15 protein-coding genes are annotated in these 14508 nt (G+C 54.3%); 2 read left to right on the top strand and 13 right to left on the bottom strand.

Features of this window, described 5'->3' with window-relative positions; genetic code table 11:
- Positions 1-53: 53 nt before the first annotated feature.
- From IEV29_RS08945 to ahpC, 13 genes are all read right to left on the bottom strand, one after another.
- Complete coding sequence (locus IEV29_RS08945; RefSeq protein WP_188380845.1) at positions 54-278, bottom strand: hypothetical protein; 225 nt, start codon at positions 276-278, stop codon at positions 54-56.
- A 105-nt stretch (positions 279-383) separates the two neighbouring features.
- A complete protein-coding gene (locus IEV29_RS08940; RefSeq protein ID WP_188380844.1) occupies positions 384-2240 on the bottom strand; it encodes a methyl-accepting chemotaxis protein in 1857 nt (618 codons plus the stop codon).
- A 254-nt stretch (positions 2241-2494) separates the two neighbouring features.
- The gene (locus IEV29_RS08935; protein ID WP_308632717.1) at positions 2495-3250 is read right to left on the bottom strand and encodes an OmpW/AlkL family protein; all 756 of its coding nucleotides are present in this window, start codon (positions 3248-3250) and stop codon (positions 2495-2497) included.
- Between the two features lie 491 nt (positions 3251-3741).
- Complete coding sequence (locus IEV29_RS08930) at positions 3742-4974, bottom strand: M20/M25/M40 family metallo-hydrolase (protein WP_188380843.1); 1233 nt, start codon at positions 4972-4974, stop codon at positions 3742-3744.
- Positions 4975-5020: 46 nt separating this feature from the next.
- A complete protein-coding gene (locus tag IEV29_RS08925) occupies positions 5021-6298 on the bottom strand; it encodes an allantoate amidohydrolase (protein ID WP_188380842.1) in 1278 nt (425 codons plus the stop codon).
- Positions 6299-6330: 32 nt separating this feature from the next.
- Positions 6331-7062 carry an amino acid ABC transporter ATP-binding protein gene (locus IEV29_RS08920; protein WP_188380841.1) on the bottom strand — a complete coding sequence of 244 codons (732 nt, stop codon included), beginning with the start codon at positions 7060-7062 and terminating at the stop codon, positions 6331-6333.
- The gene (locus tag IEV29_RS08915) at positions 7043-7699 is read right to left on the bottom strand and encodes an amino acid ABC transporter permease (protein WP_188380840.1); all 657 of its coding nucleotides are present in this window, start codon (positions 7697-7699) and stop codon (positions 7043-7045) included. Before IEV29_RS08915 ends, IEV29_RS08920 begins: the two co-directional genes overlap by 20 nt.
- Positions 7696-8367 carry an amino acid ABC transporter permease gene (locus IEV29_RS08910; RefSeq protein WP_188380839.1) on the bottom strand — a complete coding sequence of 224 codons (672 nt, stop codon included), beginning with the start codon at positions 8365-8367 and terminating at the stop codon, positions 7696-7698. Before IEV29_RS08910 ends, IEV29_RS08915 begins: the two co-directional genes overlap by 4 nt.
- An 84-nt stretch (positions 8368-8451) precedes the next feature.
- On the bottom strand, positions 8452-9231 hold the full coding sequence (locus IEV29_RS08905; protein WP_188380838.1) for a transporter substrate-binding domain-containing protein: 780 nt from the start codon (positions 9229-9231) through the stop codon (positions 8452-8454).
- Positions 9228-10106, bottom strand: coding sequence for a GntR family transcriptional regulator (locus tag IEV29_RS08900; protein ID WP_188380837.1), 879 nt, complete (start codon positions 10104-10106; stop codon positions 9228-9230). The genes IEV29_RS08905 and IEV29_RS08900 overlap by 4 nt, the downstream gene beginning before the upstream one ends.
- Before the next feature lie 286 nt (positions 10107-10392).
- Positions 10393-10587, bottom strand: a complete 195-nt coding sequence (locus tag IEV29_RS08895) for a hypothetical protein (protein ID WP_188380836.1) — start codon at positions 10585-10587, stop codon at positions 10393-10395.
- A gap of 200 nt (positions 10588-10787) precedes the next feature.
- Entirely contained in the window at positions 10788-12383 is a 1596-nt protein-coding gene (ahpF, locus tag IEV29_RS08890; RefSeq protein WP_188380835.1) for an alkyl hydroperoxide reductase subunit F, read from the bottom strand.
- Between the two features lie 107 nt (positions 12384-12490).
- Complete coding sequence (gene ahpC / locus IEV29_RS08885; RefSeq protein WP_188380834.1) at positions 12491-13054, bottom strand: alkyl hydroperoxide reductase subunit C; 564 nt, start codon at positions 13052-13054, stop codon at positions 12491-12493.
- A gap of 345 nt (positions 13055-13399) precedes the next feature.
- Here ahpC and IEV29_RS08880 point away from each other — a divergent pair, with 345 nt between their 5' ends.
- Entirely contained in the window at positions 13400-14176 is a 777-nt protein-coding gene (locus tag IEV29_RS08880) for a class II aldolase/adducin family protein (protein ID WP_188380833.1), read from the top strand.
- 74 nt (positions 14177-14250) lie between these two features.
- Positions 14251-14457 (top strand): 4-oxalocrotonate tautomerase, encoded by a 207-nt coding sequence (locus tag IEV29_RS08875; RefSeq protein ID WP_268234305.1) that lies wholly within the window; start codon positions 14251-14253, stop codon positions 14455-14457.
- The last annotated feature ends 51 nt before the right edge of the window (positions 14458-14508 follow it).

Raw genomic sequence — 14508 nt, 5'->3', positions numbered from 1 at the left:
AATGAAAAAGCCCGCCGGCGATTAAACCGGCGGACTTTTTCATTGGATGGAATCTACTTTGGGAAAATCTCGAACGCTTCACCAACCTTGAGTGCAACCAGATCGTATAGCGAATGACGCGGTTCGGGACCGGCGCGTTCAAACCCTTCTACCGTATCGGGTGTCACGCCTTCAGGCGGCGGCACGAATTGCATCCATTCTTCATAGCCTGGATGCTCCTTCAGGTTGCGATTGAGTTCATCCAGAAACTCCTGTGTGCTCAGTTTGGTCGTCGCCATGATCGCCTCCTTCTTGGACTTGGTGAGACTTCAGCTTAGCACGACGCAGACGGTTTGTTTGTGCGCTGCCCGACAGACGAGTGTGCTGCTTGTCGGGCAGGCCGTTCAGCTTTTGTAAACGCCGCAGCCGACGATCATGTCCTTGTAACGTGCCAGATACATGGATTTGGCTTCGACCTGCTTGCTGATCGGATTGAGGAACATATAGTCCTGCCAGCCCTTGCTGCGGTTCTGGATGATGGCGATACGCTCGCGCACGTACAGATTGCCGGCACCATCCTTGGCATCGATCAGGTCCTTGCCGATCAATGCGGCATTGGCACCGTGCGCCAGATTCTTGCCGTGCATGTCATACACGACCACATACAGATCGCGGTCGCAGAACGGGCCAAGTTTGTTGCTGATGTCGGCAAAGGCCTTGTCCACACCCTGATCCTGCATTGCGTCGATGGCTTTCTCGACCATGTCGACGGCTTCGTCGGTGGTACCGTGGCTGCTGGTTTTGATCTTGAAGACGCTGACGACATTGGTCAGTTCGGTCGTCTGATTCTGTAGCGAGTCGGCGGCCGCAGCGGCCTGCTCTACCAGTGCGGCATTTTGCTGCGTGACTTGATCCATCTGCGCGATCGCTTCATTGACCTGTTCAATGCCGATACTCTGTTCACGGCTGGCTGTGCTGATCTCGTTCATGATGGCGTCAACACGCTGGATGCTGGCGACGACTTCTTTCATGGTGGCACCGGCTTGGGCGACGAGCTTGCTACCGCCTTGCACCTGATGGACCGAGTCTTCGATCAGTTGCTTGATCTCTCTGGCAGCGGCAGAGCTGCGTTGCGCCAGACTGCGGACCTCGCCGGCGACCACGGCAAAACCTCGTCCCTGTTCACCCGCACGCGCAGCTTCGACTGCGGCATTCAATGCAAGGATGTTGGTCTGAAACGCAATGCCATCGATCACGCTGATGATGTCCACAATGCGCTTGGATGAGGTATTGATCGACTCCATGGTGTGCACAACGTCGCCTACGACATGGCCACCTTTGACGGCAATTTCCGATGCGGTGCGGGCCAGCTGATTGGCCTCGTTTGCGTTACCGGCATTGCCTTTGACGGTGGAAGTCATCTGCTCCATCGCTGAAGCGGTTTCTTCCAGCGAGCCAGCCTGCTGTTCAGTACGCGATGACAGGTCGAGATTGCCGGCAGCGATTTCACTGGTCGATACGGCGAGACGTTCGGTTCCCTGGCGGATATGCCAGACCACGTTGGCCAGACTCTGACCGATGCTGTTGATGGCACTGAGCAACTGACCGATCTCATCATGACGATGATGGTCGACGCGGGTGGTCAGGTCGCCGCTTGCCAGCTGATGCGCAAGCTCGGTAGCCTGCCCCAGTGGCTGTGCAACGGTTTTGCGAATGACGATATAAAGCACCCCACTGATCAGCAACACGGCGACGATGGCGGCGAGTATGGCGATGTCGCGTACACGTGTGGCATCCTGGGTAATCGCATCAATCGGCATGTCGCCGACGATCAGCCAGTTGCGATCTGACACAGTGATGAAAGCGACAAGATGATTACGCCCGTCTTGTGCGCGATAGCGCAGGCTGCCTTCCTTTTGATCTTGCATGGCTTTGACGAGCGGCCGACCATCCGTGGTTTGTTCGGCCAGCGCGCGCTGGCTGCCATCTGCCGATCCGGTGGCGAGATCGATCAGGTAAAAGGTGCCGGGTTTGAGCGTGAGCAGCCTCTGGCGCGTCTGAGTTTGATCTGTCGACATGTCGGCAACAAGGCGTGCCTTGCCAGTCATGTCATCCGCAGTGCGTTGCACAAGCAGATCAGCGGTTGTTTTACCGCTGACGCAAACAAAGATGCCAAGAAGGAGAGCAATCGAAACGAAAACAATTGCGGAAAGTCGGGTACCGATACCAAGTCGGGACATACTGCGAGTCAACCTGCTCATCACCTGCGTCCAATCACAAACGAATCACACTAACAGCACAGAAAAAGGAGAAAAGCATGGAGCGATGCCATGCGGAAACATCATAACCAGTTAATTGTGGCGTGAGGTGATAAAAGCGTTTTCGCATTGCAATCTATTGTTAAATCCGCGCAGTGCGTTGCTTAAAGAAATGGGTGTTCGATGTTGTCTGTCGTACAGGTGTCGCAATGCGACGGCTTAAATAGTGAAAAGCGGCCTGCCAAGACCGCTTTTTGTCAGCACAAAATGATTAGAACTTGTAACCGACGGAGGAAGGAAACATAGGGATCGAGAGTCAGGTTGGTGACGTGTCGTGAAATGGGCGTGCCAGCTGCACTGCGCCCAATGATTTCTGCATCGGTATCGAGCGGGATATAAGACAACGAAAATCCGATCGACCACTTTTCATCAAGGTTGTAGCGAACGCCAACATTGGCAACCGGCGCCCAGGAAGAACTGAGATTTGCCGTTGCGGTTGCCCCGGGTGTGCCGAATGTCACTAGCGACTGCAGTGACTGCGACAGTTTGACATCCGAATACCAGACGTGGGTGACACCCAGACCCACAAAGGGACGCCATTTTGCATTGGGTTCACCAAAGAACCATTTGGCCACAATCGCGGGGCTCCACTGTTTGGCCGTACCGAGTTGTCCTCTGCTGGCCAATGTTCCTTCGCCATCCAGTTTGAATTTTGGTGGAATGCCTGCATCGAGCGTCACTGCAAAGTTGTCCGTGACAAAGCGGGTATAGGCAATGCCTAAGGTGTCGGCGCTGCTGACGGTGGCACCGCTGCCAGCGAATGTGGTTGAACCTGGTGATGTTTGTCGCAAAGGTTGGCTTGAATCATCCGTGTACAGATGAAACCAGCCGATATTTACGACATTGCTGCCGGCAGTCTGTGCAGCGGCTGGCAACGAGAGTGCCGTCAGTGCGGACAAGAAGGAAAAAGCGGCAAACCGGGGCACCATGCGAGGGGAAGGGAAGCGATTCATTGTTGTCTCCAGATGTTGTTGTAATGCACGATCGGGAAAGAATCATTCTGGTACGGATGCCTCTTCATCCTATCGCCAAACGAATGCGAAAGTCGAATGGTTAACGCGTAAAAATGCCGGGTGTTACAGATTTACATGTCAAAGTGATATAGCGAACAGATGGCAACGATGGCGCCATGGTTTCATGGCTCCACTGTCAACCTTGAGGAGCTCAGCATGTACATCGGTATTGGTACACTTCTGGTCATCGTGGTGCTGGTTTTGCTGTTGCGATAACGGCGACGACGATGTCACACAGAACGACTCACCCTGATTCGCTTACGCGGATGGTAAAAAAGCCGCTGATTGCGGCTTTTTATTTTTAGGGAGATAGGGCGCTCCCACCTGGCCCATGGTCTACGGTCGTAACCAAACTGAAGCAAGACCAGAGCGCGTGCGCTCACTACAGATCAGTCAGGCGCGCGTTGGCGTGACAAGCCGAACGGCACCTGTCAGCCGAGCAATTCAAGAAGACTCCAGGCGATTGTCTTTGTGGCAACAGGCAACGTAAAGAGCGGTACCTTTTCATCGGCACGATGGCCGTTGGCATCAAGCAGCGTGCGTGGTCCGGCGCCGTACATGACAGTCGCGACGCCTGCTTCCGCATACAGTCGTGCATCGGAGTACAGCGGCACACCGATTGGCGTAACGGCTTCACCCAGCGCAGTGGATGCTTCGGCACACACAATGTCGCGCAAACGCGCCGCGTCACCGACCGGCTTGAATGGCGCAGCGAGCAGTATGCGTTCGACGTTGCATTGAATGCCGGCTAGTTTGTTGGCAGTTTGTTCGATCAGGAGACGTAGCTGTGCTTCGACTTCTTCCGGATTTTCCTCCGGGATGATGCGACGGTCCAGACGCAATGTCACTTCATCCGGGACGACATTGGTATTGATGCCGCCGTGGATGGTGCCGATCACGATGGTGGGTGAGGTGATGCCGGGTGTGGCGGAGACAGTTGCTGCCAAGCCATCGCGATACGCATACAGTGTTGTCATCAGCTTGTTTGCCGCTTCCAGCGCATCATGCCCCGTATCCGGGCGAGCGGCATGAGCTGATGTGCCGCGCACCGTCACTTGCAGATGCAGACAGCCATTGTGCGCAGTGGTGACGTTGTAAGAGAAACCTGCGCAAATGGCGTAATCGGGTTTGCTCAATCCTTGCTGCAAAATCCATCCCGGACCGGCGAGACCGCCGGTTTCTTCATCATAGGTAAAGTGCAGCTCGATACTGCCTTGCAACGGTACGTCCAGTGCCTTGAGCGCGCGCAGCGCGAAGGTGTACGTCGCAAAGTCTGATTTGGAAACCGCTGCACCACGGCCAATCATCCAGCCATCGCGCACAGTCGCAGAGTACGGATCGACGCTCCAGCCGCTGCCCGGTGGTACCACATCGCCATGTGCATTCAATGCCACGGTCGGGCCATCGGCAAAGCGTTCGCGCACGATCAGGTTGATCGCGCTTTCCAGTCCGGTGCTGTTGGCAAAGTCATTGGGTACGACATGCTGCTCGACTGCCAGTTGCATGTCTTCCAGCAAGGCAGCCGTCATCAGTGCATGCGGTGCACAGTTGCCCGGAGGATTATCGGACGGGCATTGCACGACCCTGGAAAGAAAATCGATCTGTTCTTCGGTATGTTGATCGATCCAGTCGGCGAGTTGTTGCTTGAGTAAAGTCTTGTCCATCGGATGTTCGATTCTTTTCTATGTTGCTGTAAAAAATTTATGCGGCTTAATTGCTGGCGCTTGCTTTGGCAGCGACCGCGTCAAAATTTTCCACAAAATCCATGAAGACATCGGCAGCAATGCCTGCATCTTCGGTTGTCATGGTTTCTGCCGGATTGTGACTGATGCCACCGTTGCCACACCGGACGAACAGCATCGCCATTGGCGCAATCGTGGCAATCGCCATCGCATCATGTCCGGCACCGGACGGCAGCAAACGCGGTGTGCAGTTGTTCAACGCCATTGCTGTGCGCCAGCCGTCCTGCAGCCACGGTGCACAGGTTGCGCTGGTGGTTTCATACGTTTTGGTCAGCTTGCTGCGTACACCGCGTTTGCTGCAGATGCGGGCCAGTTCAGTTTCGATGTCGTTGACCGCTGCCAGTCGTATGGCATCGTCGCCGGCGCGTACATCGAGTGACAGTGTGCAACGACCGGGGATGACATTGGTTGCGCCATTGGGCACCTGCCACTGACCGATGGTACCGACCAGCCCGTCGACGTTGCTACAACGTTGCTCGATGAATAGCGCCAGTTCTGCCGCCGCCATGGCTGCATCGTGCCGGATGTTCATCGGTACGGTGCCGGCATGACCTGCTAGACCTTCCAGTTCCAGCATGAAGCGTGAGGCACCGGAAATCGCCGTCACAATACCGAGCGGCAAACCTTCGTTGAGCAGAACAGGGCCCTGCTCGATATGGACTTCGATGAAGGCAGCGATGCTGTCTTTCGGTGCAGCGGCGGCGCTGATCTTTGCCGGATCAAAGTCGGCAGCCTGCATCGCATCACGCATGCTGATGCCCTGCTCGTCCGTATTGTTCAGCACGGCGTGTTGGAACGTACCGGCAATCGCGCGGCTGCCGAGCATCGGTGCCTTGAAGCGCACGCCTTCTTCTTCACTGAAGGCGACGATCTCGATCGGAAACGGAAATCGCTTGCCAGCGCGATGCCATGCAGCAACGCAGCTGATCGGTAAGATGATGCCGAGCAGACCATCATAGATCCCGCCGTTACGCACGGTGTCGAAGTGCGAACCCGTCATGAGTACTGCGCGTCCCTCTTCCGTGCCTTCGTAGCGTCCGATCACATTGCCGACGGCATCACGTCGCACAGTCATGCCGGCATCACGCATCCAGGCCGCAATCTGTCCAGCCGCACCACGATGTGCCGCTGTCAGATAGGTACGCGTCATCATGCCTTCCTGTTCGGTATGTTGAGCGAGCAGATGCAGGCGTTCCATGATTTCCTGCGCGGTTGTGGTGGTCGGTGCGTTCAAGGTCGAAGGCATGGTGTGGTTCAGGATGTGAGTCTGGATATAAATCAGTGCGTGGTCATGCCGAGGAACTGCTTGAGTTCCGGCGTAGCGGGATTGGCGAAGATTTCTTCCGGCGCACCGATCTCATGTACCTTGCCCTGATGCATGAAGACGACGCGGTCGCAGACTTCGCGTGCAAAGCGCATCTCGTGCGTGACCATGATCAGCGTCATGCCTTCATCAGCCAGACTGCGCACGACGCTCAACACGTCGTTGACCAGTTCCGGATCAAGGGCCGACGTGACCTCATCACACAGCAAGGCCTGCGGCTCCATGCTGAGTGCGCGCGCAATCGCCACACGCTGCTGCTGACCGCCGGATAACTGATCAGGAAAACTGTCGAATTTTTCGGCAAGGCCGACGCGTGCCAGATTCTTCATTGCCAATTCACGTGCAGTTTCTTCCGATGCACCTTTGACGATCATCGGCGAGATCATCACATTGCGGCCTACGCTCAAATGTGGAAACAGATTGAACTGCTGGAAAATCATGCCGACTTTCAGACGCAGATTGCGCAGTTCCAGCTCTGTCTTGCCAAGGTGTGAGCCGGCAACGCTGATTGCGCCTTCATCAATGCTTTCCAAGCCGTTGATGCAGCGCAGCAGCGTACTTTTCCCCGAACCGCTCTTGCCAATGATGGCAATCACTTCACCCGGTTCGACATCCATGCGAATGCCCTTGAGCACCTGATTGGCGCCGTAGCTTTTCTTGACGTTATCAATGGTGATGAGCGGCATGATATTTCCTTTCGAGGAACTGGCTGTACTTGGACAAAGGCCAGCACAGCATGAAGTAGAACAGGCCGGCGGCAGCGTAGACCGTGAACGGCATGAAGGTTGCGTTGGTGATGACGGTTGCCGCTTTCGACAACTCAACAAAGCCGATGATGGAAGTGACGGCCGTTCCCTTGATCACCTGTACGCTGAAGCCGATGGTCGGTGGAATCGCGATACGCAAGGCTTGCGGCAGGATCACATGACGCATCTGCTGGAGGTAGTTCATCGCCAGCACCGAAGAGGCTTCCCACTGGCCTTTTGGAATCGCCTCAACGCAACCACGCCAGATCTCGGCGAGGTAGGAGGCGCTCCACAAAGTCAGCGTCAGTCCTGCTGCCAGCCATGCGGGTACTTCGATACCGAACAGGGCAATGCCAAAAAACACCAAGAACAACTGCATCAGCAGCGGCGTGCCTTGAAAAATCTCGATATAAACGCGCGCGGTGTTCTGCAGCACGCGACTCCTGGATGTGCGGATAAACAGAATCAGCAGGCCCAGCATGCCACCGAGAATGAAAGTGGCGAGCGAGAGAACAATCGTCCAGCGCCCTGCCAGCAGCAGATTGCGCAGAATGTCCCACAGCGAAAATGAAATCATGCCAACCTCCGGCCGATGATGAAGTGCGTGCCGATCAGACGCAGAATTTGTCGCAGTACGATGGCCATCACCAGATAAATGACGGTTGTGATCAGATAGGCTTCAAATGCACGGAAGTTGCGTCCTTGAATGAAGTTGGCAGCAAAGGACAACTCTTCCACAGCGATCTGTGAACACACGGCAGAGCCCAGCATCACGATCACGATCTGGCTCGACAGTGCTGGCCAGATTTTCTGCAGTGCAGGGCGAAGAATCACGTGGCGGAAAATCTGCAGGCGCGTCATTGCCAGACTTAAACCCGCTTCGATCTGTCCTTTGGTCACGGCAACCACACCGGCGCGAATGATCTCGGTGCTGTAGGCGCCCAGATTGATGACCATCGCCAGACTGGCTGCCTGCATCTCTGTGATCTGTACACCGACGCTTGGCAAGCCGAAGAAGATGAAGAACAGCTGAATCAGAAACGGCGTATTGCGAATGAGCTCGACATACATGCTGACGAAGGGCCGCAACCAGCGCGGTCCTTGCGTGCGTGCCCATGCACCGAAGATACCGACGGCCACGCCGAGCACGCCGCCGATCGCAATCAGTTCGATCGACGTGACGATGCCTTTGACGAGCACGTCGGTGTAATCGAAGGTCGATGCAAAATCAAATTGATAAGCCATGATGCGTTCGCTTTCCGTATTGCCGGTGTGATGCAAACAGATGACGTACCCGTCTGATATCAGACGAGTACGCTTGCTGTCTGATTACAGATTGGCGGGCAGCGGCATGCCCAGCCATTTTTCGGTCAGTGCGTTGAGAGAGCCGTCTTTCTTGGCTTGCTCGAGAATTTCATTGACCTTGGCTTGCAGTTTTTCTTCACCCTTGTTCATGCCGATGAAGCATGGCGAATCCTTAATCAGGAACTTGGTTTCCGGTTTCTTCGGTGGATTTTTGGCGATGATGGCAGCGGCAATCACGTTACCGGTTGCAACCAGTTGCACCTGATTGGAGAGGAACGCACTGATCGTGCCGTTGTTGTCTTCATAGCGTTTGACGGTTGCGTTGGCAGGCACGATCTTGGTCAGTTCCAGATCTTCCACCGAGCCACGCGTTACACCAATTGTCTTGCCTCCCAGATCGGCGGCGGAAGCGACTTTCTGATCAGCCGGGCCAAACACGCCGTTGAAGAAGGGGGCGTAAGCGGCACTGAAGTCGATGACTTTTTCACGCTCGGCGTTTTTGCCCATGCTGGAAATCACCAGATCGACTTTCTTGGTTTGCAGATAAGGCACGCGATTGGCGCTGGTGACAGGAATCAGTTCAACCTTGGCACCGAGTTTCTTGGCGATCAGCGTGGCAACATCGATATCCAGACCTTGCGGTTTCATATCAACCGTGACGGAGCCGAATGGCGGGAAGTCTTGCGGCACGGCGACGCGCAGGACGCCTTTCTTTTGAATGTCGTCGAGCGCATCAGCGCGTGCGGCGTTGGACAACAATAATGCGCCGGCCATCAGGCCGATCAGGAGTTTGCTGAATTTCATTTTTCCATTTCCTTTCCAGGTGAATTCGATGAAGCACGGGACTGCGTTGAGAGAGAAGACAACGTTGGTTTGCTGCTTGTTTTGGGTGCTGCGCGCTTGCCTACTGCAGATTTCATTGCAGATTTTCTGGCAGGTGTTGTTACGGATGGGTTGCTTGATTGAGTGGCGGCACGCCGCCCTTTTGCGGCACTGACAGGTGTCAATGCCGTACGTAATGCATTGAGTGGATCGTTAGGCTGCACTTCGTCATAGAGTGTGCTTTCTACGATTTGCAGATGATCGAGCATCAGCCGTTCTGCTTCGTCGATATCGCCACGCTCCAGTGCATCGACAATGTGCACGTGGTCTTCACACGAATCGACGGCTTGCGAAGACGACTGACGCAGCATGGCAGTTAGCGTCGTGCGCGCTGTCAGATCGCGCAGCGTGTCTGATAAAAGATTGTTGCCCAGGCATTCACACAGGCAGACATGGAAGTCGCCGAGCAGATAACTGCGGGCACCAACATCGTCACCCGAGATCGCCGACTGTTCCTGCGCAATGTGATCGTGCAATTTGTCGAGCGCTGCTTTGGTCAATGGTCGCGCATGACGTAACAAGCCCAGTTCGATCACACGGCGCGCTTCAAATGCTTCGCGTGCTTCAGCTGCGGTCGGCTCAATCACATACCAGCCACGGCGTGCGCTGACCTGCACAATGCCGCGCGCTGCCAGCCGCATCAACGCTTCGCGAATCAGCGTGCGCGAGACGCCAAACAGGTCCGCGAGTTGCTGCTCACCGAGGCGTGTGCCCGGCGCCAGCTGTTTTGCCAGAATCGACTCGGTAATGCGCGTGGCGATCTGCAAAGAGGTTTTGTTGGAAGAATCGGTAGTCATGCCTACCGTTCAGCAATATGTATGCCAATCTTGTGTGCATTGCTGGTATACAAGATTTTTCTTGCTGGTTTTGGCGACTTTTCTCTCTGAAAAGGATGTTTCTCAGATGATCAAATTCTGAGTGAGAGGCCATTGAATCTTGGTAATCTGGAATGCACCTACTCGGCACAATTGAGGTGCAGGTGAATTGGAATGGTGCGAAATTGCGGGCTATGTTTAGATCGCCGTTAATAGGGCAATAAAAAAAGCGAACCGAAGTTCGCTTTTTTGGCAGGAATTCAAATGCTTAGGCAGGAATCAGCAATGCGCCATTGCGATCGACAAAAGCAGAGGAGTTTTCAACCGGGGCGACATGTTCGAGCGCACAGGTCACGAAGAAAGCAGGTGTGTCGGAAGGTGACAGCGGTACAAACTTCATGATGGTATGAACGGTACTGTTCTCTTTATGAATAAACGTGCCGACCACGCTCGCATTTGCCATGAAATCACCTCAGTAAAAATTCTGCTGGGATTACATACGAACGGATGACTGTTTGCCATCCCACGATTATGGGGTTTTGCATATTTGAGCAGACTAAACTGCTGAATCTCTTTCCCATCGCAAACAAATACAACGAAAGTTGGATTAGGGAATGAAAAAAGCCGCATTTCTGCGGCTTTCTTGTGAGCATGGATCAGTCTTTACGCAGCGACTGTTTCACCGCTCTTGGTTGCAACGATCTCGTCATCGACTGAACTTCGGATCAGGTGATCGAAAGCGGACAACGATGCTTTCGCACCTTCGCCAACCGCAATCACGATCTGCTTGTAAGGCACCGTGGTGACGTCACCTGCTGCAAACACACCTGGCACTGAAGTGCGGCCATGCGAATCCACTTCGATTTCACCGTGGCGCGACAAGGCAACCGTGCCTTTCAGCCATTCGGTGTTCGGCACCAGACCGATCTGGATGAAGACGCCTTCCAGTTCGACAGTCTTGGTTTCTTCGGACTTGCGATCCGTATAGACCAGACCGTTGACACGTTTGCCATCGCCGGTGATTTCGCTGGTTTGTGCCGACGTAATCACGGTAACGTTTGCCAGGCTGCGCAATTTCTTTTGCAGCACAGCATCGGCACGCAGTTCCGGTGCAAATTCCAGCAAGGTCACATGACCAACAATACCAGCCAGATCGATTGCCGCTTCCACGCCCGAGTTACCACCACCGATCACAGCAACACGCTTGCCTTTGAACAGCGGGCCATCACAGTGCGGGCAATACGCCACGCCCTTGTTGCGGTACTCTGCCTCGCCCGGCACATTGATGGTTCTCCAGCGTGCACCGGTTGAAAGGATCACGGTTTTGCCCTTGAGTGAGCCGCCGTCCTTCAGTTTGATTTCGATCAGCTTGCCCGGCACCAGTTCGACAGCCTGCTGCACGTTCATGATGTCGACTTCATACGAGCGGACATGCTGTTCCAGCGCGACGGCAAACTTCGGACCATCGGTTTCCTGCACCGAAATGAAGTTTTCGATCGACATCGTATCCAGCACCTGACCGCCGAAACGCTCTGCTACTACGCCCGTGCGAATGCCTTTACGTGCGGCGTAGATCGCTGCCGCTGCACCTGCAGGACCGCCGCCGACGATCAGCACGTCGAATGGCTCTTTGGCGCTCAGTTCTTCCTGTTTGCGCTTGTTGCCGCCAGTGTCCAGCTTGGCCAGAATCTGTTCGATGCTGACGCGGCCCGACTCGAACGGCGCACCATTCAGGAAGGTAGTTGGCACCGCCATGATTTCGCGATCCTTGACCTCGTCCTGGAACAGGCCGCCATCAATCGTGACGGCGCGGATACGCGGGTTGAGCAAGGCCATGACGTTGAACGCCTGCACGACTTCCGGACAGTTATGGCACGAGAGCGACATATACGTCTCGAAGGTGTAATCACCGTCCAGATTGCGGATCTGTTCGATGACCGAATCTTCGAGTTTCAATGGGTGGCCGCCGGTTTGCAGCAACGCCAGGACCAAAGAGGTGAATTCGTGGCCCATCGGGATCGCGGCAAACTGAATGCCGGCGGGTCCTTCAGGACGCTTGATGACGAAGGAGGGTTTGCGCTCGCTGTCGTCGGTGCGTTCGACCAAAGTGATCTTGTCGCTCAATACAACGATTTCCTGCAGCAATTCCTGCAGTTCACGAGATTTGTCGCTGCCATCGAGTGACGCGACGATCTCGATCGGTTGCACGATCTTTTCCAAATAGGCTGCCAATTGGGTTTTGAGATTTGCATCCAACATGATGGTCCCTGCTTTCTTTACAGTTAAATTGGGGTCCTGCTTGTCCGGGCTGCATGAATTGCAAGCCCGGACGTACTACGTTTACTACGCTATTGCTTTACGGCGGATTAGATCTTGCCGACCAGATCCAGCGATGGAGCCAAGGTTTTTTCGCCTTCTTTCCATTTTGCTGGGCAAACTTCATTTGGATGCTCGGCAACGTATTTAGCCGCTTTCAATTTACGGACGGTTTCCGAAACGTCACGAGCGATTGCGTTGTCGTGCACTTCCAGCGTCTTGATAACGCCTTCTGGGTTGATGACGAACGTGCCGCGCAGGGCCAGACCATCTTCAGGGATGTGAACGCCGAAAGCATTGGTCAGTGCGTGGGTTGGATCGCCAACCAGTGGGAATTTTGCTTTGCCAACTGCTGGCGACGTTTCGTGCCAAACTTTGTGCGAGAAGTGGGTGTCGGTGGTGACGATGTAGACTTCTGCGCCCAGTTTCTGGAATTCTGCGTAGCTGTCCGCTGCATCTTCAACTTCGGTTGGGCAGTTGAACGTGAATGCTGCTGGCATGAAAATCAGAACGGACCATTTGCCCTTGAGCGATTGTTCCGTCACTTCGATGAACTTGCCGTTGTGGAAAGCTTGTGCCTTGAATGGCTGCACTTGGGTATTGATAAGGGACATTGTCTAATTTCCTTACTGGTTAATGAAATGAGTTGAAAACTCGGGTTAAAAATCGGTACGAGTTCGAAGTGTAAAGATCAATCATCTATTTGTATAATTGATTTACTTTAGCTTTTCGATTTGTTTTCGCTATCGAGAGGCGTTGGATTTAGCCAAAACCGAATAGCGAATTGTCTATTATGCAGTGTTCCGTCTTTTTCGTTTGGCGCAGCCCGACACGGGTCGGACGGCCAGAATATGCACACCGACAACGGGAAAAACCTGACCGCTTTATAATTTCAGCTTGATTTTCGCTCTGCCTGATGACGACATGACGTCAATCAGGCGATTTGGCAAGGTGCTTTTATGAATGATGCAAGCCGTTTACCGGTTGATTCTCCTGTACCGGCGGGGATGAGCGCAGAAGAATGGCAGACCCGTGTCGATCTTGCTGCCTGCTATCGTCTTTGCGCGCTGAAGAACTGGGACGATCTGATCTATACGCACATCTCGGCGATGGTTCCGGGCGAAGAAGGCCGTTATCTGATCAATCCCTTTGGCTGGCGCTTCGACGAAATCACTGCTTCCAGTCTGGTCAAGATCGATATCAACGGCAAGATCATTGGCGATCAAACCGCACGCGTCAATGTGACCGGCTTTGCAATCCACGGTGCCGTGCATACAGCCCGTGCCGATGCCATCTGCGTCATGCATTTGCATAACGAAAACGGTGTCGCAGTTGGCATGCAAAAAGGCGGCTTGCTGCCTTTATCGCAACATGCCTTGCGGTTTTACGAGCAAATGGGCTATCACGACTACGAAGGACTGGCCCTCTCGGCTGCTGAACAAGGGCGGCTGATCGCTCACCTGGGCACTTATCCGGCGATGTTGTTGCGCAATCACGGCACATTGATCAGTGGCCGCACGATTGCAGAGGCTTATACATTGATGGATACGTTGGACAAGGCGTGCTCGTTCCAGCTCAAGGCCCAATCCGGTGGTGGTCCGCTCAATATCCCGCCGCCTGAGGTTTGCGCAAAAACGTACAAGGAACTGCTCGGCGACGGTTCCCCTGAAGGTATTCTTGAGTGGCCCGCGTTGCTGCGCAAGCTCGATGCCATTGATCCGTCATATCGTAACTAAGCCCGATACATTATTGATCGCAGCAACGCTTAACAGGCGCGACGACGATCTTTTTTTACCGTTTCACCATTTTCATCAGAAAGGAAGAAGGCATGCCAACTATCAACGTCCAGTTATTCGAGGGCCGTACCATCGAACAGAAACGTGCTTTTGTGAAAGCCGTGACCGAAGCGACGGTAGAAACTCTCGGTTCCAGCGCGGAATCGGTCGATATCATCCTGACCGAGGTCAAACGCGAGCACTGGGCGACTGGCGGTAAACTGTGGTCGGACGCCTCCTGATTTTTGTTGTGTAACCGGCCGTTATCGGCCCTCGTTTATTTGATTTCACAG

Source organism: Oxalicibacterium faecigallinarum (genome assembly GCF_014635705.1).
GTDB lineage: Bacteria > Pseudomonadota > Gammaproteobacteria > Burkholderiales > Burkholderiaceae_D > Oxalicibacterium > Oxalicibacterium faecigallinarum.
Note: the sequence above shows the minus strand (reverse complement) of the source record. Positions and strands in the feature narration are given on the sequence as shown.